The 22,252-nt window shown below is 56.7% G+C and carries 20 protein-coding genes; 14 read left to right on the top strand and 6 right to left on the bottom strand.

The features are described from left to right. From HYP802_RS0104110 to HYP802_RS0104075, 7 genes are all read left to right on the top strand, one after another. Complete coding sequence (locus HYP802_RS0104110) at nucleotides 1–891, top strand: MoxR family ATPase (RefSeq protein ID WP_197022713.1); 891 nt, start codon at nucleotides 1–3, stop codon at nucleotides 889–891. 4 nt (nucleotides 892–895) lie between these two features. Beyond that, nucleotides 896–2,050 (top strand): VWA domain-containing protein, encoded by a 1,155-nt coding sequence (locus HYP802_RS0104105; RefSeq protein ID WP_013945831.1) that lies wholly within the window; start codon nucleotides 896–898, stop codon nucleotides 2,048–2,050. A gap of 100 nt (nucleotides 2,051–2,150) precedes the next feature. After that, complete coding sequence (locus tag HYP802_RS0104100; RefSeq protein ID WP_013945830.1) at nucleotides 2,151–3,161, top strand: extradiol dioxygenase; 1,011 nt, start codon at nucleotides 2,151–2,153, stop codon at nucleotides 3,159–3,161. 105 nt (nucleotides 3,162–3,266) lie between these two features. Then, nucleotides 3,267–4,256, top strand: coding sequence for an XdhC family protein (locus HYP802_RS22770; protein ID WP_024275216.1), 990 nt, complete (start codon nucleotides 3,267–3,269; stop codon nucleotides 4,254–4,256). Nucleotides 4,257–4,387: 131 nt separating this feature from the next. Further along, nucleotides 4,388–5,410 carry a substrate-binding domain-containing protein gene (locus HYP802_RS0104085; protein ID WP_155831135.1) on the top strand — a complete coding sequence of 341 codons (1,023 nt, stop codon included), beginning with the start codon at nucleotides 4,388–4,390 and terminating at the stop codon, nucleotides 5,408–5,410. 10 nt (nucleotides 5,411–5,420) lie between these two features. Then, nucleotides 5,421–7,004: a sugar ABC transporter ATP-binding protein gene (locus HYP802_RS0104080; protein WP_081740937.1), complete on the top strand. Its 1,584-nt coding sequence runs from the start codon at nucleotides 5,421–5,423 to the stop codon at nucleotides 7,002–7,004. A gap of 13 nt (nucleotides 7,005–7,017) precedes the next feature. Beyond that, nucleotides 7,018–8,007, top strand: coding sequence for an ABC transporter permease (locus tag HYP802_RS0104075; protein WP_013945826.1), 990 nt, complete (start codon nucleotides 7,018–7,020; stop codon nucleotides 8,005–8,007). A 384-nt stretch (nucleotides 8,008–8,391) separates the two neighbouring features. On the opposite strand, the gene HYP802_RS0104070 is transcribed toward HYP802_RS0104075, so the two are convergent. Continuing rightward, nucleotides 8,392–9,459, bottom strand: a complete 1,068-nt coding sequence (locus HYP802_RS0104070) for an aldo/keto reductase (protein WP_013945825.1) — start codon at nucleotides 9,457–9,459, stop codon at nucleotides 8,392–8,394. 99 nt (nucleotides 9,460–9,558) lie between these two features. On the opposite strand from HYP802_RS0104070, the gene HYP802_RS0104065 reads away from it, so the two are divergent. After that, nucleotides 9,559–10,530 carry an AraC family transcriptional regulator gene (locus HYP802_RS0104065; RefSeq protein ID WP_155831134.1) on the top strand — a complete coding sequence of 324 codons (972 nt, stop codon included), beginning with the start codon at nucleotides 9,559–9,561 and terminating at the stop codon, nucleotides 10,528–10,530. A gap of 138 nt (nucleotides 10,531–10,668) precedes the next feature. Here the strand turns inward: HYP802_RS0104065 and HYP802_RS0104060 are convergent, their stop codons facing one another. Next, the gene (locus HYP802_RS0104060; RefSeq protein ID WP_013945823.1) at nucleotides 10,669–11,679 is read right to left on the bottom strand and encodes an SDR family NAD(P)-dependent oxidoreductase; all 1,011 of its coding nucleotides are present in this window, start codon (nucleotides 11,677–11,679) and stop codon (nucleotides 10,669–10,671) included. A 641-nt stretch (nucleotides 11,680–12,320) separates the two neighbouring features. Between HYP802_RS0104060 and HYP802_RS23475 the strand changes: the two genes are divergently transcribed. Then, a complete protein-coding gene (locus tag HYP802_RS23475) occupies nucleotides 12,321–12,893 on the top strand; it encodes a hypothetical protein (RefSeq protein ID WP_013945821.1) in 573 nt (190 codons plus the stop codon). 233 nt (nucleotides 12,894–13,126) lie between these two features. Then, a complete protein-coding gene (locus HYP802_RS0104045; RefSeq protein WP_013945820.1) occupies nucleotides 13,127–13,576 on the top strand; it encodes an Rrf2 family transcriptional regulator in 450 nt (149 codons plus the stop codon). Here HYP802_RS0104045 and HYP802_RS0104040 read toward each other — a convergent pair. The 4 genes from HYP802_RS0104040 to HYP802_RS0104025 all read right to left on the bottom strand — a co-directional run bounded on the left by HYP802_RS0104040 (nucleotide 13,573) and on the right by HYP802_RS0104025 (nucleotide 18,131). After that, on the bottom strand, nucleotides 13,573–14,274 hold the full coding sequence (locus HYP802_RS0104040) for an enoyl-CoA hydratase/isomerase family protein (protein ID WP_013945819.1): 702 nt from the start codon (nucleotides 14,272–14,274) through the stop codon (nucleotides 13,573–13,575). The genes HYP802_RS0104045 and HYP802_RS0104040 overlap by 4 nt on opposite strands. Next, complete coding sequence (locus HYP802_RS0104035; RefSeq protein WP_013945818.1) at nucleotides 14,228–15,571, bottom strand: LLM class flavin-dependent oxidoreductase; 1,344 nt, start codon at nucleotides 15,569–15,571, stop codon at nucleotides 14,228–14,230. The genes HYP802_RS0104040 and HYP802_RS0104035 overlap by 47 nt, the downstream gene beginning before the upstream one ends. Continuing rightward, complete coding sequence (locus HYP802_RS0104030) at nucleotides 15,568–16,653, bottom strand: LLM class flavin-dependent oxidoreductase (protein ID WP_245261524.1); 1,086 nt, start codon at nucleotides 16,651–16,653, stop codon at nucleotides 15,568–15,570. The genes HYP802_RS0104035 and HYP802_RS0104030 overlap by 4 nt, the downstream gene beginning before the upstream one ends. A 95-nt stretch (nucleotides 16,654–16,748) precedes the next feature. Next, nucleotides 16,749–18,131 carry an MFS transporter gene (locus HYP802_RS0104025; protein ID WP_013945816.1) on the bottom strand — a complete coding sequence of 461 codons (1,383 nt, stop codon included), beginning with the start codon at nucleotides 18,129–18,131 and terminating at the stop codon, nucleotides 16,749–16,751. Between the two features lie 331 nt (nucleotides 18,132–18,462). Here HYP802_RS0104025 and HYP802_RS0104015 point away from each other — a divergent pair, with 331 nt between their 5' ends. The 4 genes from HYP802_RS0104015 (at nucleotide 18,463) to HYP802_RS0104000 (ending at nucleotide 22,222) form a co-directional block, all read left to right on the top strand. Beyond that, nucleotides 18,463–19,386 carry a dihydrodipicolinate synthase family protein gene (locus HYP802_RS0104015; RefSeq protein WP_013945814.1) on the top strand — a complete coding sequence of 308 codons (924 nt, stop codon included), beginning with the start codon at nucleotides 18,463–18,465 and terminating at the stop codon, nucleotides 19,384–19,386. Then, entirely contained in the window at nucleotides 19,379–19,813 is a 435-nt protein-coding gene (locus HYP802_RS0104010; RefSeq protein WP_013945813.1) for a heme-binding protein, read from the top strand. Before HYP802_RS0104015 ends, HYP802_RS0104010 begins: the two co-directional genes overlap by 8 nt. Before the next feature lie 190 nt (nucleotides 19,814–20,003). After that, nucleotides 20,004–20,777, top strand: coding sequence for a transporter (locus tag HYP802_RS0104005; protein WP_024275213.1), 774 nt, complete (start codon nucleotides 20,004–20,006; stop codon nucleotides 20,775–20,777). 92 nt (nucleotides 20,778–20,869) lie between these two features. Next, nucleotides 20,870–22,222, top strand: a complete 1,353-nt coding sequence (locus HYP802_RS0104000) for a hypothetical protein (protein ID WP_013945811.1) — start codon at nucleotides 20,870–20,872, stop codon at nucleotides 22,220–22,222. The last annotated feature ends 30 nt before the right edge of the window (nucleotides 22,223–22,252 follow it).

Here is a 22,252-nt window from a genome sequence, read left to right as displayed (position 1 = left end):
ATGACGTCACGTCAAATCCCGGCCGACTACGAAGCTCTCGGTTCCGAACTTGAAGCGGTCGGATATTTCGCCGAGGAAACCGTCAGTGCGTCCGTCTTCCTTGCGCTGCAACTCCATCGCCCGCTCTTCTGCGAAGGCGAGCCGGGCGTTGGCAAGACCGCGCTTGCGCACGCCGTTTCGGAAGCTTTCGGTTGGCCGCTCTTCCGGCTGCAATGTTACGAAGGTCTCGACGAATCCGACGCGCTCTACGCCTGGGATTTCTCACGTCAGCTCCTGCACATGCGGGTTGCAGAGACCGTCGGACGACAGGATGCGGACGGCCTCGAAAGCGAGCTTTACGACCGGAAATTCCTGCAGCCGCGGGCTATCCTCAAGGCTTTCGAGACGACGCCGAGCGTACTTCTCATTGACGAGGTCGACCGCGCCGACGATGAGTTCGAAGCGTTCCTTCTCGAAGCACTGTCGGAATACGCGATCACCGTTCCCCAACTCGGGACGATCAAGGCCGCTATCCCCCCGTTCGTGATTGTCACCTCGAACCGAACGCGCGATGTTCACGACGCATTGAAGCGCCGCTGCCTTTATCAGTGGATCGAGCATCCGAACATAGCCCGCGAACGCGCCATTATCGAACGGTGCTTTCCAGCGATCCCAACTCGCCTCGCGGATCAGATTCTGGCGGCGGTCGCGCGTCTCAGAGGAGCCGGCATGCTCAAGGCTCCCGGTATCGCCGAAAGTCTCGACTGGGCGCGGTCGCTTCTTGCGCTCGGCGCGACCGAAATGACGCCCCGAGAAGCTGCACTGACGCTCGGCACGGTTCTCAAATACCATGAGGACCAGGCGCGCGTGATCGCAGGCAAATACAGTCTATTGGTGCCGCAAGGGGCCTGACCAGATGCACGCTGCGCAGGAATCGGTTCTCGGTTTCATCAACACGCTGCGGGACGCCGGCCTTTACATCAATGCGAGCCGCATCGAAATGCTGTTCGAAGCAACCACGGCCATCAAGGATGGCGGTCTTTACGCATTGTTCCTATGCGGTCGCACGACGCTCTGCGGTTCGCCGGGAGATGTGGCACGATACGACGCGTGTTTCGCCCGCTACTTTTTTGGCCACGATACGCTCGCAACAGAGATCCTGCCTGATCCTGATGCCGCGCCGATGATCCCAGGCTCGGCCGGGTTCATGAAGAAAACCTTGGATGAAGAAGAAGATGATGATCGCGAGATCGAGATGGGCGCTGCTAGCGCCGTCGAAGTTCTGCGCACGCGGAAACTTTCGGCGCTCTCGGCAGAAGAACGGGAATTGATCTTCCAACTCATTGCCCAATTGCGTTCAAACGTGGCGATGCAACGGGGACGACGGCGAAAAAGTTCGAACCGTGGACCTATCGATATCCGACGAACGGTGAAGGCGGCGTACGCCCGTGCCGGCGAGCCCGATCGCCTGTTCATGAGCCTGCCGCGCTCTCGTCCGCGCAAGCGCATCCTTCTCCTCGATGTCAGCGGCTCCATGACGCCGTTTGCGCCCGGTCTGCTGCGCTTCGGCTATGCAGCCTATTCGTGCGCACGACGGAGAACGGAAGTTTTCACGGTAGGGACACGGCTCACACGCATCACGAAACACCTTGATACGAAAGATTCCGAGGCCGCGATGCTTGCGGCTTCCCGTGCCGTTCCTGACTGGTCAGGAGGAACGCGGCTCGGCGATCAGCTACGCGCGTTTCTCGACATCTGGGGTCAGCGCGGCATGGCGCGCGGCGCGATCGTCGTAATCGCTTCAGACGGATGGGAACGTGGCGGCGCCGATCTGCTTCGCGAGCAAATGCTACGGCTGCAGGCGCTGAGCCACCGGGTCATATGGGCAAACCCGCACAAATCTACGCCCGGATTCGAGCCGCTTACCAAGGGCATGCAGGCGGCGCTGCCGATGATCGACGATTTCGTTGCCGGCAGCTCGGCTGCAGAATTGTCGAGCTTGATCAACTTGATGGGTGAAAATTTTGGGCACCGACGTGGCCGGGAGGTGAAGAATTCCACCATCCGATAAATCCCTCCGCCTCGAAGTGGCAGGAGCTACCTCTAAACCCAACGGCTGGGGCCGCCCGACGAACGTGGCTTTATTGAAGGACGAAAGATAGGAGTCTCCTATGGCAAAAGTCGTAACAGCGCTGAGCATGTCGCATGCCCCAGGCGTACTTGGGTGGCCTGATGCGCCAAGCCAAGAAATGAAAGATAGCGTCGCCGCGGCACATGCCGAATGCGCGCGCCGACTCCAGGAGGCCAAGCCCGACGTCATCATCGCCTTCCTGGACGATCATTTCGAGAACCACTTCCGTAACCTGATGCCGACGTTCGCAGTCGGGATCGCGCAGACACATAGCGGCCCTGCCGACTACATGATGGAAGCACTGAAGTTCGATAAGAAGGCCGTCATCGATGGGCAGCCGGAACTCGGTGAAGCCATGCTGCGCGGTCTTGTCGGTCTGGGCTTCGACGTCGCGCGCATGGGTGAGATCGAGTATGGCAACAACCTTCTCGTCCCCCTCAAATTCTTGACACCGAACTTCGACGTCCCTGTGCTGCCGCTTTACATCAACGTCTTCTCGCCGCCGTTGCCGACGATGAATCGAGCCTACGATTTCGGCGTCGCAGTCCGTAAAATCGTCGATGGCTTGCCAAGCGATTTACGTGTCGCGTTTCTGGCGACAGGCGGACTGTCACATTGGCCGCCCGTATGGACAGAGGGCGCCCCAGAAGACGACGAGTTCCTGATGCGCATGAAGCGCTACCAGACGGAGGGCCGCCAGGTCGCGCTCGAAGATCCAAGCCTTTATTCAGATCTTGCAAGCTATGAAATCGAAATGGCTTCAAAAATGCAGTGGCCGCTGCGCATTCAGCACCCTCTGGTCAATGCGCATTGGGATCGTGAGATCATCGAAGCATTCGCAAAGGGCGACGCCGAGAAGCTTCGGGGCATGACCTACGAGGAAGTGGAGGAAGGCGGCGGCCACGGCGGCCACGAGATCCTCAATTGGGTTGCAGTCATGGGCGCCATGGGCGGCGCACCGGCACACATCGTCGGTTACGAACCTGTGATGGAGTGGATCTGCGGCATGGGTTACATCGCCTACGATCCGCCTCTTGCTCAGGCCGCGTAGTACCGGGGGTTTCTTAGGTCAGGACAGCTCTTTGCGAGTCCTCCGCCAGTTTTCGTCATTTTGATCTTCGCTCCGAGGCACGCGGTGTCTGCTTTCGTGAAACCCATGAATCCGCAGTTTCAGACGCAGGCGATTGAGCGCAATCTCGTCACGGGCGAAGATGTACTGCCAAGCTTTCTTGCTTGGCGGCGTATGGGCCTCAAGTGCGCGCTCGTTACACTGGTCAACATCGAGGGCGGTTCACCACGTGCTCTGGGCTCCATGATGGCGGTCTCGTCAGAGGGCCATTATGTCGGCTATCTCTCCGGCGGTTGCCTCGAAAGCGCCGTCGCGATGGAAGCGCAGCTATGCATCCGCGACGGCCAAAACAAGCTCGTAAGATATGGAAGAGGCTCTCCGTATTTCGACGTGCAGCTTCCGTGCGGAAGCGGCATCGATGTATTCATAGATCAGGCACCCGACGATCGGATTATCGAACGCCTGATGGAAGCCAATCGAAATCGCGAGTTCGTGTCCCATGTAACCAATCTGGAAACAGGCGAAAGCCAAGTCGATCGGCTTCCCGGCGCTCTGGAAATAGCAAGCCAAAGGGATGGCCCGTTCTTTCGCCGCACTGTTATCCCGACCGTCAAGGTGCATCTGATCGGCGCCGGGCCGAGCATGGCGGCGATTGCGCATCTGCTCTCCTCCATCGGCTTCATTCTCGACATCGCGACGCCCGATCAGTCCACCTACCGCGATATCCAGAGCTTTGGCCTTCCGGCACGCCAAATGTCTGATCCCTCCCATGCCATCGACACGAATGTCGACGCCTGGTCAGCCGCGATATTGATATTCCACGATCACCACTGGGAAATCCCAGTCATCCAAACGCTCCTGCACTCCGCCTGCTTTTACGTCGGCGTGCTTGGAAGCAATGCAGTCGCCGCAAAACGGATTGCAGAGCTTCATAATGCTGGCGTGAGCCCCGAGAGCCTGGCGCGCATTCGCGCGCCAATTGGCCTCATTCCCGCAACGAAAAGCCGCCTTAGCCTCGCAGTCAGCGTGGTCTCGGAACTCGTGAGCGAAGCTAAGCTGCGCGGCTTCGTCTTGTGATGTTGAGGACATCGAGCCGATTAGCATTACCGGAGAAATGAAACGCAGTTTTGGGTCATCTCATCAGGAGAAGCGCTTTGCCTGTTCGCGGTCTCATCCCACTCACGGCTCGGCAAATACTGATCTCAACTATGGCCCTCGGGCTATCGCTCGTCGCGGCAACGGGATCGCATGCCGGCGAACCAGACCGCCTCCGCAACATCGTTGCTCCCATCGTCGCTAAGAAGCCGCTAAAAATCGGCGTTACCTTGGTCCATCTGCACGACGACTTCTGGAAAGGCATCGCCTACGGCATCGTCGACGAAGCCAAACGCTCGAACGTCAAGGTGCTGCAAGTCTCGGTCGCCGGAGGCTATGGAAACGTCAAAGAACAGTTCGCTCAGCTTGAAACCTTGAAGTCTCTCGGCGCCGACGTCGTCGTGATCGGCGCCGCCGCCTTCGATGGCTACAATGCAATCCTTCGGAATCTGAAGTCTTCCGGCGTCAAAGTCGTTGCCGCAGGCATTCCCGTGAACAGCTCTGCGGTGGCCTTCGGAGTAGGCCAAGACGACAAAGCGATTGGGTCTGCACTCGAAGATGTCATTTGCAAAACAAAAGGAGCGGCCGACGCATCCGTCATCGCGATCCCAGGTCCGGCTGGCGCCGAATGGGCGCATCTCAGGCACGTCGGCTTCGAAGAGGAAGCCAAGAAATGCACCGGCCTTAAAGTCATTGATGGCGCCGTAGGCGGCGGTCTCGGAATCGAGCAGGGCCTCTCGCAGGCGGCCGACCTTCTTTTGAAGAATCCGGACGCAAACTTCATCTACACGCCGGAAATTTCTTTGGGCATGGGTGCCGTCCAGGCCGCCAGGCAGCTCGGCAAAACCACGAAGGTCGTTTCGAGTTCGGTCGTACGTGAAGCCATTCCAATGCTGAAGGACGGACGCCTTCTCGCCATATGCTCGGAGGCCGGAATCATCATGGGGCGCCTCATCGTTCAATATGCGATCCGCGAGAACGAAGGTCTCCCGACGCCCAACCTGACAAAAGCCGGAACGCCTTATCCTGCATTGATGGTCCCCATTACGATGATCACGCAAGAGAACGCAGATAGCTATCCTTTCGATATGTACGAACTTCCGCCCAAAGCGTGGTCGGTCCAGGCTATGCAGTGAAGTAGCCTCGATGCCAAACCAATCAGCATCCGATTGCGACAGAGTGCTAGAAAGCGCGCCAAACGCTCTCGCACCGGCCGTTGAAATTCGCAATGTCTCGAAGCGATTTGGTGCGACGCAAGCACTACGCGACGTATCATTGAGGTTTCTTCCGGGCGAGATTCACTGCCTGCTCGGTGAAAACGGAGCAGGAAAATCAACCGTCGGAAAGATCGTAGGTGGCCTCTATCGCGCCGATGACGGCTTCATCCTTCTCGATGGCACGGCAACACGCTTTCGATCCATTGCCGACGCCCGAAAAAGTGGAGTGGTGCTTGTCTTCCAAGAACTCTCGCTCGCGCCGGATCTGACCGTTCGAGAGAACATATGTTTGGGCAACGAGCGCGGCTCTCATCCATTCTCGCTTCTAAGAACGGCGAAGGAAAGCCACCGCTGCCGGGAGCTTCTTACTGGTCTCGGATTGAGCATTGACCTAGATATACCAACCAAGCATCTCCCGATTGCCATGCAACAGTTGATCGAGATCGCCAAGGCGCTCGCGCTGCGCCCACGCGTTCTCATCTTGGATGAGCCGACAGCAATGCTCGGGGCTGTCGAGAAGCGAAAGCTCTTCGAAATCTTGGAACGGGCAAAGACATCCGGCATGACAATCGTGCTCGTCACGCACCATATCGATGAGGTTATCGAGGCCGGAGACCGGGTAAGCGTTATGAAAGATGGCGCCTTAGTCGACTCTTTTGCAGTCGATGACCGCGTCGATGCCGCTTACGTGTTGCAGAAGCTTTCGGGAAAGCAGGACCGTCCGCTCAGCACTCCGACGCGACACAAACGCCCCAAGGATGAATTGCTGCTTCTGCGCGACTTGCCCAATCGTCAGGGCTGCGCTCCCGAAATCCGCATCGCCCGCGGGGAGATCGTAGGGCTCTATGGCGTTGTCGGCTGCGGACGCGAAACAATCGTTGCAAGCCTCGCAGGTCTTCAGAAGTTTTCCGGTCCGAAAGCAAGCCTGGAAGGCCGCGAATATGCGCCACGCTCGGCCGCCGAAGCAGCTGCAGCCGGTGTCGGATATTTACCTTCGGGGCGCGCTAGCAATGGCGTGCTGTCCACGCGCGCCATGCGCGAGAATCTCACACTTACCCAACTGCGCAGCTTCAGCAGGGCCGGAGTTATTTCGATAAAGGCAGAGCGCGCCGCGGCTCAACATCAGCTCAGAAAACTTGGCGTACGTTTCGGCGACGACGACGCTGCAATCACCAGCTTGAGCGGCGGGAACCAGCAAAAGGTGCTGCTCGGCCGGTGTCTGAACCACGCGAAAAAGCTTCTCATTCTTGAAGATCCGACGGCGGGCATCGACGTCTCCGCGAAGAGCGACATTCATGAACTTCTTCGCCAACGTGTGCGCGAAGGCCTGTCAATTCTGGTTGCATCAAGTGACCTCGGCGAAACCATCAGACTTTGCGACGTTATTTTCACGATGTTCGACGGTTTGGTCGTTCACGAATACGTTGCACCCACCTCGGCGGACGAAGCAGCCATTATAGGCGACGTGCTTGGAGACGCGCGATCCGACGTAGCCGTACACCATTTGAGATAGGACCGGATGAGCCATGAAAATCGCGCAACCGAATGCATCGATGATGACGGCGCGCCTCAACCAAATTCCAGGACTGTCTGCCATCAAGATAAGAGATCTGGCGCTTCCTATCTTTATCGTCCTGCTTGCCGTTACGGCCGGCCTCATCGAACCGCGCTTCTTTAGTTGGAGCAATTTCGAAAATCTCGCGCGCCAGGTCGCTCCGTTGGCGATCGCATCGACCGGCCAAGCCTTCGCCATTATCAGCGGAGGTCTCGACCTTTCCATCGCCGCAGTCATGTCGCTGGCCGGCGTGGCTGGCATCACGGCATTACCGCACGTCGGGATTGGCGGCTGCATTGCGGTGATGCTTCTGACCGGCGGACTTGCCGGCCTGACCAGCGGTTTTATCATCGCTTATTTCAAAACGACACCGCTGATTGTCACGCTCGGAATGATGTCGATCGCGCAGGCGATCGCGCTCATCCTTTCGAATGGCGTTCCCATCTACAATGTGCCTGATGCATTGACGGATACTATTGGCTTTGGGCGAGTGCTTGGCATCCCGTCTACAGTCATCATCAGCAGTGTGACGATGATCGCCGGCGGTTTCCTGCTTCGTCGCACAATTTTCGGACGGTATGTCTATGCCATCGGCTCAAGCCGATCCGCGACGGAAAAATCCGGGATCGATGTTCCCTTCTATACGATGCTCGTCTACACCATCACCGGTCTGACATCGGGCATCGGCGCCCTGGTGATGACCGCATGGGTCGGCGCGGCACAGCCCGTCGCAGCCCCAACGCTGACGCTTCAATCACTCGCGGCAGTCGTGCTCGGCGGCGTTGCTTTGACAGGCGGCAGCGGCAGCATACTGCAGGTATTCTACGGCGTTTTAATTCTCGGCATGCTGTCGAACGCCATGAACATGATCGGCATCTCGGATTTCTATCAGACGCTCACAGTTGGAATCGTTATCATTCTCGCCGTCATCCTCGACCGCTTCCGACGCAATCAGGAATAGAGAATCTTTTTGTCTTCTATCCCCAAGGGACAGTATTGACGACCGGACCTCCACTGTCGGAATTATGCGCATGCGAAGGGCTTACGGCGCCACCAGCAGCTAATAGCGAGCAAATAAGAAGAGTGTGCACTGACTTGCGCCGGGCGTTCGAGATAAACTCGCTCCTCAACATTTCTTCTCCGTGATGATTATATTTTTTCAACTTCGTGCGACTAAAGCTTCAGCTCATTTGTGAGCTGCCGCATTCAAGCGCACTCCGTTTTTTACTTCGTGGTAAGCGCCAACAATTTGGATCGAGCGCCAGGATCTTATTTTTTTCCGTAGTCAGGCGCCTCTGCGCGCCGTGGGTATCGACCTGTCTCTGGCTAACAATTATCGAGTAGATTACTCGTGCAGACTTGACGGCGAGCGCACCGTTCGTCCGTCGATCGTGGTTCCCGGGAACCCGAGTACGGGGGCATAGGTCGCATTGTTGTCGGCTGGGAAGTTCAGCCTTGGCTTGGAGACCGCGTCGAGTTTGGCGCAATATTCGGCCGACAGCTCCACATCCAGGGAATCGAGATTGGCTTTGAGCTGGTCCACGCGTCTGGCGCCGATAAGAGTAGAACTGACGCCCGCGCGTGACCTGACCCAGGACAGTGCTACCGATGCGGAGCTGACGCCAAGCTCCGAGGCGACGTCGGCGACCGCTTCGATGATGTCGTAGTCTGCCTCGCTCGGAATGCCCACCATGCCTGTGCGCTTGGTGTCGACATTGCCTTGACCGCCGCGCCTGAACTTTCCACTCAGGAAACCGCTCTTGAGCGGGGACCAGGGCATGACGCCCATTCCCATCCCCTGCGCCATCGGGAACAGTTCGCCTTCGCTGGTCCGTTCCAGTAGCGAATATTCGAGCTGCAGCGCGATGATCGGTGTCCATCCTCGAAAATGGGCGATCGTCTGGGCTTGGGCCGTCTTCCAGGCGGGGATATCGGAGAAGCCGACGTAGCGGATTTTGCCGGCCGCGACGAGATCGTCGAGGCCTCGCAGCGTCTCCTCGATCGGCGCCGTCTGATCCCAATTGTGCAGCCAATAGATGTCGATGTAGTCGGTCTGGAGCCGCTTCAACGAAGCTTCGCATTGCTGGATCAATGCCTTTCGCCCTGCTCCGCCACCGTTGGGATCGCCAGGAAACAGGTTGCAGTAGAACTTGGTGCTGAGCACGATCCCGTCACGGCGAAGGCAGTTCTGCCTCAGATGATTTCCGACGATCTCCTCGGAGTGTCCGGCAGTGTAGATATTGGCAGTATCGATGAAGTTGCCGCCACGGTTGCGGTACTCGGAGAGCATCGCATGTGACTCCTCCTCGCTGGCTCCCCAGCCGAAGTCTTCGCCAAAAGTCATGGTGCCCAGGCATAGCGGGCTTACGCGTAAGCCCGAGCGCCCAAGGGTAATAAAGTGGTCCAATGGCATGTGAGGACTCCATCCATAATAAGATTTTCGCAGACCTAGACCACCCTCTTCGAATGATGAATGATTGATAGTGCGGTATTTCTGCGCGATAGTGCGAAAATGCACTTAGATCCCCTCTCGGATGTCCTTGATCTCGCTGATGCTCGATGCGTCCTTACGGGGACGCTCCTTGCAGGCGGAGACTGGTCACGAAAGTTCCGACGCTCCGAGGCGGTGAAATTCCTTGCCGTGGTGAGAGGACATTGCTGGCTTGCGACGGAAGCCAATGCTGCGGAGCCGGCTCGCTTCGAGGCAGGTGATGTCGTGATCACCAATGGGGCGCCATCGATTATCCTGGCCAGCACCTCAGAGGGGCTTGGACATGCCAGCGATGCTCCTCTCGACCATGATGCCGACGGGAACTTGCGAGCCGGCGAAGGCTCCGATTTCATGATGATCGGAGGCCTACTGGAGGTCGATGAGCAACGATGTGGCTTTCTTCGCGAAAGCCTCCCTCCTGTGATCCATGTAACCGGTCAAGACGCGGAGGCTGCCAAACTGCGCTGGCTTCTGACGGAATTGGCCGAGGAGACCCTGTGCAAGCGCGCCGGTTCGACGACTGCGATCACGCACCTCGCAAAACTGCTGTTCGTTGAAGCACTGCGGCTCCATATCGGAACCGCGAAATTCGGGGGTGCCGACTGGCTGACCGCCCTCGAGGACAAGCGCATCTCGATTGCGCTACGTGCTATCCATGCCGAACCTTCACACTCGTGGAATCTGGAGGAATTGGCGAAACTGTCTGGAATGTCTCGAACATCGTTCGCGGTCAGGTTTCGGGAGGTCGTCGGAGTGCCCCCTTTGACCTATGTGCTCAACTGGCGCATGCGGTTGGCGGAAAGAGAGCTAAGTGAAACCGACCATTCGGTTGCCACCATCGCATGGTCTCTCGGTTATGGTTCCGAGAGCGCGTTCAGCAACGCTTTCAGCAGGGCGACCGGCCTTTCTCCGGGCCGCTTCCGGAAGGAAGCTATGCAAACCTATTCGGAGCGTCGCCGTGCCGTGAAACGGCGGGTATTCGAACCCGAATAGGATTGGCATCCAAATAAGCTTAGCCGATTTGTCTAAATATACGCGCTTGGATTGCTCACTAGCTCTATCACTTGTTGGAAGCAGCTCAGCTCGCGCTGCTTCCAACACACCAAGCCAGCTCAGCCGCAATCCCGGCGGTTAGCTTTGGATGGAAATCTTGGTGATCTCCTCACTTTTGCGCCAAAGCTCCTCGGCCGCATCCGGGTTGACCGCATAGGCTTGGACGCCGGTGCCGCGATTGGCACGATCTTCAGTCAGATCAGACGAACCGCCTTCCGGCAATATGGGCGTGATATCGGAATCGGCGCAGAATACCCCGCCTTTGCCGTCGAGCTGCTGACTGACCGCGCACCAGACGTGCGTGGCCGCTCCCTGCGGCACCGATTTAAGGTCACGGGACAGATCGACGACCGGTCGATCATTCTTGTCGATGAACCCGGTCTTTTTCAGCATTTCCAACCCGATGTGCGCGCCGAGATTCGTTCCTGCGATCCCGCCGGGATGCAGCGCAAACGCGCGAATGCCCGCGTTCTTGCCCCGTCGGTCAAGGCCGACCGCGAAGAGGATGTTTGCTGTCTTCGACTGACCATACGCTTTGAAAGGGTCATAGCTGCGGCGCTCGAAGTTAATGTCGTCGAAAATGACCGGCGAGAAGCGGTGTCCCGCCGACGATACCGACACAACCCGCGCACCACCGGCTCGCTTGAGCGCTGGCCAGAGCCGGAGGGTAAGCCGAAAATGACCGAGATGATTGGTGGCAAACTGTAGCTCGTTGCCTTGCGCATCGCGCTTCAGTTCGGGCAGCGCCATGATGCCGGCGTTGTTGATCAGGAAGTGAAGCGGCAGGCCGGTTTCAACGAAGTCACGCGCGAAGTTATCGATCGAGCCGGGATCGGTGAGGTCCATCGATTGAACCTCCATGCCGCCGCCCGCTTCCGCGGTGACTTTGCGTGCGCGTTCGGCATCACGCGCCGGCACGATGATCCGCGCACCGGCTGAGACAAGGGTGCGCGCGGCTTCAAGGCCAAGGCCTGAGTAGCCGCCCGTGATGATTCCTACCTTTCCGACCAGATCGACTCCCTTGATGATGTCGACGGTCGTGGAGGCGCGACTAAATCCTGAGCCAATGGGCTGCTGGGGTGTGAGCATACAAGTCTCCTTTTCTAGGAGAGAAGTAGGCGACTTAGTCTGTACGATGAATGCTAGATCATGCGCGTTTCTTGATCGAGAGTTCGAAAGTACCATCCTATGCGGCTCCGCCATCCATTCCACGGCGGGACCGCCTACCCGGAGCTTTGCACCGGGGCAGCAGAAGGGGTGAACCGCCTTGGATTAGGAGAGGGATCGTCGAAATCGTTAACCGGCGAGAAGGGTCAGTTCCATCCGCCCAGTACAGTTCTTGTCGCCAGGGGGCGGGCGCCATTTCATCTGATCTCGACGACCACCCGCGTTCGCACCGTGCCTTCGATGATGGCGCTCGCAGCAGGTATCACTTGGTCAAGTGAGATCGTCCGGGTGATCGTAGCTAGTTTGTCACGATCGAGGTCGTGGGCTAGCAACAGCCAAATTTGACGCTCACGAAGTGGATTTCGCCGATTTTCTCTCGCCTTCAACCAATGCCTTTGAGCGCCTGGTCGGAGGAAGCTAGGCCGTTCAAATCAGCCAACTAGCACGCGGTAAAAGAGCTTGTCGGCTACCCATACCGGGGTATTCCGCGCGTCTTTGCTATAGACGCGAACAATCTTTCAGACCGAGCTCGCACTGACATTGAGCAAACGAGAAGGAAGTCCATGTCGAACAAGGATGTGGCTGGGGTTCGCGCCACCATAGATGCATGGACGTTCGGCGAGTATCCGTGGAGCATCGAAAAGTTCGAGAACCTTCTCGATGAGGATGCCATGGTTATTGACGACTACGGCGGCGAGCTATCCCTGCTCCATGGGCATAAGGATTACCGCTCCGTATGGGGCAGTCTTGTCAACGCTACGATGCGTCATGGGCAATCAAAGCCGAGGAAGACAGCATCCAGATATGGACTGATGGCGATATCGCTGTTGCTTCTTTCATTCTGCGCGGCGGCGGCTTTCTTACCGACGGTTCCCAGGCGAAGCTTAGGCAATTTTGCACATTCCCGATGGAACGTCGCGACGGCCGCTGGATCATTCTCAAAGAGCACATCACGACCGATCCGAAATACTCCACCTGGCGTCCATCATAGGCCCGCTGCAGTTATAGGATACGAGATGTCGCTGAACTGCGCACTAACGTTCGACTTTGACGCCACTTTGGGCGAGACTGCAGAGATGCGACAATGGCATCTGTTAGAACTCGTGTTTTCGATGGGCTATTCCAACTTACGGTGACGGTGACGGTGACGACCTTAGATATTTCCGAGGCTGCTGAGTGAAATTCCTGTTCGCGAATAGTCATGCGCGCTTATCTCTTCCGTGAATTATCCGACTTTTCAAAAGCAGGCCGTTCTTAACCCGCGATAAGATGACCGAAGGCGCGGAACGCTTATCTTTTTTTCTTCTATGCTATTCATCAAATTTGTGCTCTTGAGCTGCTCATATCCGACGCAGACATCATCCAACTCATGCTGACAAAAAAAGGAAAATACGGGCTCAAGGCCTTGGTCTATTTGGCGCGTCTCAAGCCGGGGGAAGTCGCATTGATCACCACCATCGCCGAGACCAACCAGATTCCCAAAAAGTTCCTTGAGGCGATTTTGAGCGATCTCAAGAAGGCGGCTGTGGTCCACAGCAAGAAGGGAAAGGGTGGCGGCTATTTTTTAGCTCGCCTGCCAGAGGAAATTCATATTGGGCAGGTGATCCGCGTTCTCGATGGCCCATTGGCGCCCATAGCCTGCGCCTCGCACAATTTTTTCCAGAAGTGTGAAGACTGCGTTGATGACGATACCTGCGCCATTCGTCTCACCATGCTAAATGTCCGAAACGCTATCGCCAGCGTTCTCGACAACCAAACGCTGGCGGAACTTCGCGACCTGCCGCGGCAGCAACGCAAAGCGAAACGAACAACCCGCTAGGGTTTGCCAGCTTCTATCCACGCGACAAGACGATCAATGCCGACGACTGCCGGATTCTCAGTCGTGATATCCGGAAGGTCCTCGGTGAAGTCATGGATCAACCGGATAGCACCGGCGTGGAACTGTCCTAGCTCCGCGATGAGACGCTCGCCTGCAGCTTTGAGATCGGCTGCTGGGACGACCCGGTTGAGAAGTCCAAGCCGAACCGCCTCGTCTGCAGAAACATCACGTCCTGTGTAAATCAGCTCCTTCGCGACCTTCGGGCCGACGTATTCGGACAAATAGGTCAATACCACCAGCGGCGCGAGACCATGCTTGATCTCGTTAAATCCAAGCACCGCATCATCCGAGCCCACGGATATATCCGCATGAAGTGCCAACCCGCTACCGAACCCCATCGCACGGCCCTGAATAAGCGCAATGCTCACCCCTGGAAATGACTGTAACCGGCTGTTGGCTTGAAGGATAAGCTTCAGGCTATCTCGGCGGCTCACATTTTCAAGCTTTTCGCTTTGATCGCGCCCGAGCGTAAAGTCGGGTCCGGTCGCATCGAGAAGTAAAATCGCGGCGCCGCTGTTCTCGGCAGATGTCAAAGCCGCGATGAAATCGAGCATTAGCTGATAGGTGAACTTATTCCCCGTCTCTGGTGTATCAAGCGTAATACGAGCGACGCAGTTGGCGGTCTTGTAACGTATCATGGAAATCCCTTAGCCCAAGGTTTGAGCGAAGCGTATCGCTGCGATAGTCAAGTTGAAAAACGTTGCGTCGTTGCAGCAACGGAACGACCTCATCGACGAAAGCGCGAAGCCCAGAAGGCAATTCGTCGATCATCAGGTTGAAGCCGTCCGCGGCGCCGACGCGATGCCAATTTTCAATAAAATCGGTGACCTGCTCTGGCGTCCCGACAACCTGCGGATGACCGCCCCCGTTGCGATATAGGATGTCGCGCACAGTAAGGTTTTCGGACGCACCGAGCTGAATGGCGGCGGCTTGGAATCCTCGCGATGCATTGAATTTATCATTGGCCTTTATCCGTTCGACGGGTAGCGGCTTGTCCAACTCAAGCTCCGACACCGGCAAGCCGACGCGCGACGCAAGTTTCCTGAGCTCTGCGTCGCCAGCGAGTTCATCAAGCTCTCTTTTGCGTTGTTGTGCCTCGCGCTCGGTACCGCCGATGATCGCTACCAGCCCCGGCAAAATTTTTATGCCGTTGGGATCGCGCCCTAGCAGAGCAGCTCGTTGGCGAAGATCTTTTCGAAACGCAATCGCGTCCGGCAATGTATTCTGTACGGCGAAAACAACATCGGCGACGCGGGCGGCCAAAGCTCGCCCCTCGTCAGATGAACCCGCCTGATAAAGGACGGGTCGGCCTTGAGGTGACCGCGGCAACGTGCTCGGGCCTCGCACCGAGAAAAACCGCCCAATGTGGTTCAACGCGTGCACCCGATTTCGATCGGCGAATAGGCCGGAATCTTTGTTGCCGATGAGTGCACTATCATCCCACGAATCCCATAGCGCATTGACGACATCTACAAATTCCTCTGCCTTCGCGTAGCGTTCCGCGTGCGACGGCAGTGGCCCTTTACCGAAGTTCGCTGCGACGTCGGGTATGAACGTTGTGACAATGTTCCACGCCGCACGCCCCCGACTGAGATGATCGAGAGATGCGATGCGACGTGCGAGATTGAATGGTTCATTGAACGACGTCGAAGCGGTAGCGACGAGGCCAATTCGGCTTGTCACTGCGGCAAGAGCGCCGAGGACCGCCGTGGGATCCATCGCCCCGAGATTAGGCCGCTCGAAGTTCTCTTCGCTGACCGCGAGCGTATCCGCCAGGAAAAGCGCGTGGATCTTGCCGTACTCGGCAAGCTGTGCGACCTGACGATAGTAGTCGATATTGAGATAGTCTGACGGGTTTTCGGATCGATGTCGCCACGCTCCCAGGTGCATACCGACACCCATGATCGTCGCATTTAGAATGATATCAGAACTCATGCTCGTGGCTTTCTCAAACCGCGCTCCTCGAGAAGCGGAAGAACAGCTTTGGCGAAGAAGTCCAGGTCCGGACCGTAGTCGTAGAAACCAATCTGGACGCCGTCTAATCCTGCTTCATGAAGTTCGCCGATGGCGTCGGCAACGTCGGTTGGATCACCGACGATCTGAATATGTCCGCCGAGTACGCGATCGGCAGGTACGTGCTTGGGCCAGCCGTGTGCATCACCCTTCGTATGACGATTGGTGTAGGCGGCAATCGACTCAAGATCTGCGCCGGCGACGATCGCATCGCGGTATGCATATGCCTCGTCACGCGTCTTCTTGCAGACGATGAGCGGGAAGATGATAACCTTGGCTGTGCGGCCGGTTTTTTCATACGCCCGCTTGATTTGCGCCACATGCTCCGGAAGCGCGACGATGGCATTCTCAAACACGGCCCCAGCGGGGCTTGACGTGAAGACGATATCTGCATGGCGAGCCGCATAATCAAATCCGGCCTGAGACGCGCTTGCGGAAACAAGTATGGGGCGTCCAAAGCGCGGCCGCGGCGAGATGTATGCCCCCTCGAGGTGATAGTAGTCGCCATCAAAGGTGAGATTTTCGCCTCCCACCCATAAGTCTTCCATGATCGAGGTGAACTCGTCGGCCTGCTGATAGCGTTTGTCGTGCTCAACCCGCGTCATGCCGAACATGAGCGGCTCTTTGGCGTCGTAGCCTGTGACAATGTTGAGGCCGAATCTGCCTCCAGTGATGTGATCGGCAGTGGCGGCGAACCTCGCGAGATAGAGCGGGTGTAGGCTGCCATAAAGAATGTGGACGGTTGAAATCGTCACAATGCTTTTCGTCAACGCGCCAATTGCAACCGTGGAGATGAAAGGATCGAGAAAATTCTCTCGATACTTTATTTCTCCGCCGAAGCCGCCTTTCTGCACCCACTGTTGAAGACCGAAGACAAAATCGAAGCCGTAACTCTCCGCGGTCAATGTCAGATGCTTGTTGTATTCAAAATTCCAGTCCGTTCCGCGCGGCAGCTTCGATTGCGAAAACCCTCCGGTCTGAGTGGGTAGAAAAAGACCGATCATCATCGGTTGCTTGGCTATCCGCGACAGCGGACTGTCGGGAAAGGACAAAGGCGACTTGGCCTGATGCAACCGGATTTTTTCCAACGTATGCGACGTCATTTGTGACCTGCTGCTGCGGTTTCGAGTGGAATCCATGTCTTGTCGTCGGGAACTTCGGAGCCAGGGAGAGGAAGGCCTTTGGTCTCAGGTCCGATCCACGGCGTGACCAGCAATCCGACGATGTAGCCGGAACCTAAGACGGTCGCCGCGACGCTTATACTTCCGAAGAAATGGATCGCAGCGGCGCTGAGCAACGTGCCCGCGGCAACGACAAAGCGCGTCGTGTTGAATACGAACGTGATTGCCGTGGCCCGTACCTGCGTGGGGAAGAGTTCGGCCGGGTATAGAGCCACCCAAGTCCACTGGCCCATCGTGAAAAAGCCGTTGATTGCCGCTAAAACAACGAAAAGTTGCGGAGAAGCCGGAGTGAGGAAGAGCAGTGGCACCACAACGAGTGAGCCGGCAAAATATATCATCATCGCCGGTTTGCGACCGAGCCAATCGGCCAGCACACCCATCAAGAAGTAACCTGCAAGGCCAACGACATTGTAAGCGACGACAACGGTGGTGATCGCGGTCGAAACGTTTGGAACTTTGCCAGCGAGCTGCTGAGCGGAGAAAAGCGGAATCCAGCTTGAAACGGCCCACCAGCCCATTGTCGTGCTTAGCGCCGCCAAGAAAAGTAAAATGAGGCGACGACGTAACTCGGGCGATTGAAACAGTTGGGCAAGCGTGGATTTCGTAAGTTGACGATCGCCAGCGCCAACCAGCTCGCCATTTCGAATACGCGTTCGAACATCACGTCGTTTTCTGTCGGCCGCGACCCAAATGTCGGGATCCTTAACGCGCCGTCTGACAAACAAAGACACGAGGGCGGGCGCGGCGCCGAGAATATACATCCACCGCCAATCATCCGGCGATCCCTGATTCACCGCTTGCCACGCGCCGGCGGCGACAAGAAAGCCAACGCCGAAGCTTCCTTGCAGCAAAGCGATGCCCTTGCCGCGATGTTTATCGTCCCAGATCTCGGAGACGAGCGAGCTACCCGCCCCCCATTCGGCGCCCATTCCTACGCCGGTGAGAAAACGAAGGACAAGAAACACGGCGTAATTCTGTGAAAACGCGGCAGCGCCAGCAAAAATCGAATACCAAAGAATCGAATACATCAGCACGCGCCGTCTGCCGATGTAGTCAGCCAATATTCCTGACAACAAACCACCAAAACCCCACGCAACCAGCGTGGTCGCCAGGATACCCCCGACATATATTGGGTGTGCTTGCGCTGTGCCAGGTCCGATCAACTGATTGACGATTGCCGGCGCAACTAGAACCGTCGCGAACGTCTCGTAGCCGTCGAACATCCAGCCAAGCGACGCACCTGCGAAGCCGTTGCGCTGAATCCTACGCTGATAAAGGACGGGTGAATCACTGATAGCCATGTGACGATGGTTTTCCTCTCGAGATTTGCTTTGCGGAGTTTCACCGCTTGATGCATTGGCGCGAAGCATCCCCGGAAGCGACGCGTTTCGTTTCTTTTTTTGCAGCCGTTGAATCTGATCTCGGCAAAGCGACCGTATGAGCTCGCGGCATCACATTTGCGCAACTTAACGGACGAGCCGACTACTTCATCAGAACTCAACGAAAGCGTCGCATCTCATTAGTCTACTAAATCTGTAGAGTCTATTGAATAAAAGATAGCACGATGTTAATCGCGATCTTGGGAGCTGCAGAAATTCATGCGCAGCGAGAAGTTTGGGAACACATATCGAAATGCAGAAATTGGATATTCGCCGTCCAGGAATACTCGTTCCTCCGCTGACGCCGTTTACTGCCGATTGGAAAGTTGACTACGCCGCCCTAAAAAACGGCGTCGATGCCGTTGTCGAACACAGTCAGCCAGCACTGATCATTGCGGCGGGCGTCGAAGCGCAAGAGTATCAATTCTTGCCTTTTGATGAGCGTCTCGACCTTATTCGAGCCACGATCGACGCTGTCGACGATCGTGTTCCAGTCGCCGTCGGCATTTCGCATCCATCTTTTAAAATTGCGGTCGAGCTTGCGCATTTCGCAGAGAAACACGGGGCGAAAGCTGTGCAATTGCTTGCGCCACAAAAACCAACAGGCGGCGCGGCGGCGACATCGGAACTCGTGCGCTATTTTGAGTCGGTAGGTCGCGAGACTTCCCTCCCCTTCATTCTCTACCTGAATGCTGGGCCAGGCGCGGACGTCTCGATTCCGGCGACCGTTGAACTCGCTAAACTCGAGCATATCAAACTCATCAAGGAAAGCTCCCGCGATCTTGCACGCGTCTCTCGGCTGATTGCCGAAATCGAGCACGCAGGCCTCGCCCACTATTTCACAACGATGCAGATGCTGCTGATCACACTTCAGCTCGGCGGAGCGGGCGTCACGTTACCTCCGCCTGCCTCCGAGATCGCGCATCTTCTCATCAATGCTTACCACCGTGGCGATCTCTCTCGCGCAACAGAATTGCAGCAGGTCTTCGCGACGTATCCTTCAAGATGGATGTCCTACGGGCTCGCTGCTGTCATGAAAGCGTCGGAGAACTATCTCGGCGTTCGGATTGGGCGACCATTTCCGCCCTACGACGCCATCGACGGCGTGCATTTAGAGGAACTTCACGCGTTCCTTTCGTCTCATATCGCTTCTCTCAAGGGTTATGCGCATGCTTGAAGTTCGACGGCTTTCGCTTGCCGACGCCGCTATTCTTATCCATGGCGCGATAGCGGCTTCTAATGACATCAAGGTCCCGATGTGTATCGCGGTCGCAGATGATTCCGGCCACCTCATCGATTTCAAGCGGATGGATGGCGGCAAAATCAGCAGCATATCGATCGCAGTTGACAAAGCTTTCACGGCTGCCGTCGCCCGCAAGGGAACGCACGTCTACAACCAACTTTGTGTCCCTGGCCAACCTACATTCGGCATTCACATCACTAATGGCGGCCACTTCTCCATCATCGGCGGCGGCCTGCCAGTTTTTGTGAGCGGCGAGATCGTCGGCGGAATTGGCGTCAGCTCAGGCACTGCCATTCAAGACCAGGACGTAGCCGAAGCGGCGCTCACCTACTTCTACGCGCACTCCGACTATCAGCCATGAACTACACGCGCACCATCATCCAATCGAACAATAACGCACCGCAATCCGCCCGTGGGGGGCATTTGAAAAACTTTTCAAGGGGACAACGATGACGAACAACAGACTATTATCGGGGATACTTGGCCTCGCGGTTCTTTCCGGCTCGGTTGCACCAGCCGCTGCAGTTTCCTGGACACCGCCCGGTGTCACGATGGGCCTGCCGCTGGGAGCTTCGTTCTCTCCCGGGATCTACGTTTCGAATCTCACACACTATGGCGACGGCCCCGACAAAAGCATAACAGCGGATGTTCCAGCATTCACTTGGTCTTCGGGCTGGAATTTTCTCGGCGCCTCGTACTCTGCGATAGTGATCCCCGAGGCTCTGCAGGTACAAAATAAAGTGACGTCGTCGACCAAGACCGGCCTGTTCAGTCCACTACTCATTCCCATAAGTCTGTCGTGGAATTTAGGACAAGGCTATTTTGTTTCACTAGGTGAAGGCATCTATTTTCCCTTCGATAGTGACGTCGCTTTCACGACCCCAAATAAAACGAGCGGATGGGCCGCCGAAACCCGTGTTGCCTTCAGCTACCTTAAAGACGGCTGGATCATTTCGGCGAATACGATCTATGGCGTTACCACGCCCGACGAGGTCAACCGCAGACAACCCAATTACTTCAACGTCGATTGGACAGTGGCACACGCGTTTGGCAAGTGGCAGTTCGGCGCCGTCGGCTACGGCGCGTGGGATTTGGAAGAGACCGTTACAAATGCCGCCGTCGGCCAAGGGCACATCGTCGGCATCGGCGGAATGGTCGGCTATGATTTTGGCGGAGCCAAACTTTTGTTGGAGGCGACACGTGCGGTCGACCAAGGCGGAGCAACAAATTATTCAAAAAATGACACCCACGTTTGGGCGCGACTGACTTTCCCGATTTGGAAACCGACGCCGTCCGACGCGGAAAAAACGGCCTCGCTGAAATGACCATGCGCATTCGGAAATGCGTAGCGAGATCGTTTTTCTCGTGTAATCAATAGCGCGGCAGCTACCGTTACCCAGTATCAGGATTTCGTCGCATGTCTGACTCAAGCATCGAACAAGCGGAAAGCAGCGCTGGCAGCGGTCACCTTTCACTAACTCCAGGCGAACACGAGGCGCTAAAAGAACTCGTCCGCTATCCCTTGACGGCCGCCATCTTTCAGCGCCGCTCACGTCGATTTTTTCGTGGCGCGGAAATTCCCGATGGGACGCTCAAATTTAAGTCTCGCTTCAAGCCCGAGCCGTTATCGGAGCTTGAACGACTATTGCTCGTTACGACAGTTGCAGGAAAAACCGGCTGGCATGAGAGCGTCACGAGACACGATCGTTACGCACCGCATCTGTCGAATTATCCCGGCGCTGCCGGCGGAAGAACGTTCCCTTCGGCTGCTGGGTTTCACACCACCGAAGTTTTCTTCACCGACGACAGCGGCACCTACATTTTCGAAACGCGAGATACGCCGGTGCCGGTCGAGCGCGACGCTGATGGCAGCGTCGAGCTTGAACGTCTGCTTGCAGCGCACAAGTCTCAAATCCGCCAGCTATCAGACAAACGGATTTATATCCCGAACCGCGAGCCGTATATGGAAGGGCATAACACGTGGGTCGGCAATGCGCCGGGCTCACTGCTGATCTTTCCCGTTGGAGATCTCGCACAGCATGTTCTGCTAAACATCGCGTTTTATGCGCAGAACGGTTTCACGATCTACGATGACATCAACAAACGAAAGATCCCAGGGATCGAGAAGTTCAGAGATATCGTCGATGTCGATAATCCCTATCCCCTTTCATTCCTCGACCAATATTCGTTGGCGGAGCTCTCAGCTGAACTCGCGATCGGTCCTTTTGCAGGCCAGCTATTATTGCAGGCGCTTGGTCTTGGCGGATGGATCTACGATGGGATCGACCGCCTCACCGTGCTTGGTGCCAGCGGCGATCCTCAAGTTCCAGGTCTTGGCTTTCGCTACGATACCGATCCGCGATGGCCGCAGCCTAATCCCACGGGTCTCGAAGGCGTCTTTACCGCATTCGCACCACCGCACTACAAAGATCTAAGCGAAGCGGTCGACGCGCTCGTCCTGCGCAAATTTGGCCCTGGCGGTCCCTTCAATCCCGAAACGCCGGGACCTTGGAAGGATAGCCCGACCGTACGCGCAAGCGCACAACTTCACGACGAACGCTTCAAGCGTCTCATCGCCTTACAGGCACAGTATATGTACGATACGTTTGGAAAGTTTCCGGCCACGATACCATCGGTCTATACCCTGATGTATCTGCAGGCCCATCACATCGATACTGAATACTACGATGCGCTCTTCAAACCTGGCGCTTATCTCCCCACACACGTACACCATGATGCGCATTGGCACGGCGGAGACCATCAATCGTGACGTCAAAGAGCGAGCCGCGGAACAAAAGAG

Origin of the sequence: Hyphomicrobium sp. 802 (genome assembly GCF_000526135.1) — a bacterium.
GTDB lineage: Bacteria > Pseudomonadota > Alphaproteobacteria > Rhizobiales > Hyphomicrobiaceae > Hyphomicrobium_B.
The sequence above is the reverse complement of the archived record's forward strand: the minus strand, read 5'-3'. Positions and strand labels throughout refer to the sequence as shown.

Excerpts from the sequence above, each read along its gene's own strand:
- HYP802_RS0104110 (WP_197022713.1), top strand. The coding sequence starts at position 1 with ATGACGTCACGTCAAATCCCGGCCGACTACGAAGCTCTCGGTTCCGAA.
- HYP802_RS0104105 (WP_013945831.1), top strand. The coding sequence starts at position 896 with ATGCACGCTGCGCAGGAATCGGTTCTCGGTTTCATCAACACGCTGCGG.
- HYP802_RS0104100 (WP_013945830.1), top strand. The coding sequence starts at position 2,151 with ATGGCAAAAGTCGTAACAGCGCTGAGCATGTCGCATGCCCCAGGCGTA.
- HYP802_RS22770 (WP_024275216.1), top strand. The coding sequence starts at position 3,267 with ATGAATCCGCAGTTTCAGACGCAGGCGATTGAGCGCAATCTCGTCACG.
- HYP802_RS0104085 (WP_155831135.1), top strand. The coding sequence starts at position 4,388 with ATGGCCCTCGGGCTATCGCTCGTCGCGGCAACGGGATCGCATGCCGGC.
- HYP802_RS0104080 (WP_081740937.1), top strand. The coding sequence starts at position 5,421 with ATGCCAAACCAATCAGCATCCGATTGCGACAGAGTGCTAGAAAGCGCG.
- HYP802_RS0104075 (WP_013945826.1), top strand. The coding sequence starts at position 7,018 with ATGAAAATCGCGCAACCGAATGCATCGATGATGACGGCGCGCCTCAAC.
- HYP802_RS0104070 (WP_013945825.1), bottom strand. The coding sequence starts at position 9,459 with ATGCCATTGGACCACTTTATTACCCTTGGGCGCTCGGGCTTACGCGTA.
- HYP802_RS0104065 (WP_155831134.1), top strand. The coding sequence starts at position 9,559 with ATGCACTTAGATCCCCTCTCGGATGTCCTTGATCTCGCTGATGCTCGA.
- HYP802_RS0104060 (WP_013945823.1), bottom strand. The coding sequence starts at position 11,679 with ATGCTCACACCCCAGCAGCCCATTGGCTCAGGATTTAGTCGCGCCTCC.
- HYP802_RS23475 (WP_013945821.1), top strand. The coding sequence starts at position 12,321 with ATGTCGAACAAGGATGTGGCTGGGGTTCGCGCCACCATAGATGCATGG.
- HYP802_RS0104045 (WP_013945820.1), top strand. The coding sequence starts at position 13,127 with ATGCTGACAAAAAAAGGAAAATACGGGCTCAAGGCCTTGGTCTATTTG.
- HYP802_RS0104040 (WP_013945819.1), bottom strand. The coding sequence starts at position 14,274 with ATGATACGTTACAAGACCGCCAACTGCGTCGCTCGTATTACGCTTGAT.
- HYP802_RS0104035 (WP_013945818.1), bottom strand. The coding sequence starts at position 15,571 with ATGAGTTCTGATATCATTCTAAATGCGACGATCATGGGTGTCGGTATG.
- HYP802_RS0104030 (WP_245261524.1), bottom strand. The coding sequence starts at position 16,653 with ATGATCGGTCTTTTTCTACCCACTCAGACCGGAGGGTTTTCGCAATCG.
- HYP802_RS0104025 (WP_013945816.1), bottom strand. The coding sequence starts at position 18,131 with ATGGCTATCAGTGATTCACCCGTCCTTTATCAGCGTAGGATTCAGCGC.
- HYP802_RS0104015 (WP_013945814.1), top strand. The coding sequence starts at position 18,463 with ATGCAGAAATTGGATATTCGCCGTCCAGGAATACTCGTTCCTCCGCTG.
- HYP802_RS0104010 (WP_013945813.1), top strand. The coding sequence starts at position 19,379 with ATGCTTGAAGTTCGACGGCTTTCGCTTGCCGACGCCGCTATTCTTATC.
- HYP802_RS0104005 (WP_024275213.1), top strand. The coding sequence starts at position 20,004 with ATGGGCCTGCCGCTGGGAGCTTCGTTCTCTCCCGGGATCTACGTTTCG.
- HYP802_RS0104000 (WP_013945811.1), top strand. The coding sequence starts at position 20,870 with ATGTCTGACTCAAGCATCGAACAAGCGGAAAGCAGCGCTGGCAGCGGT.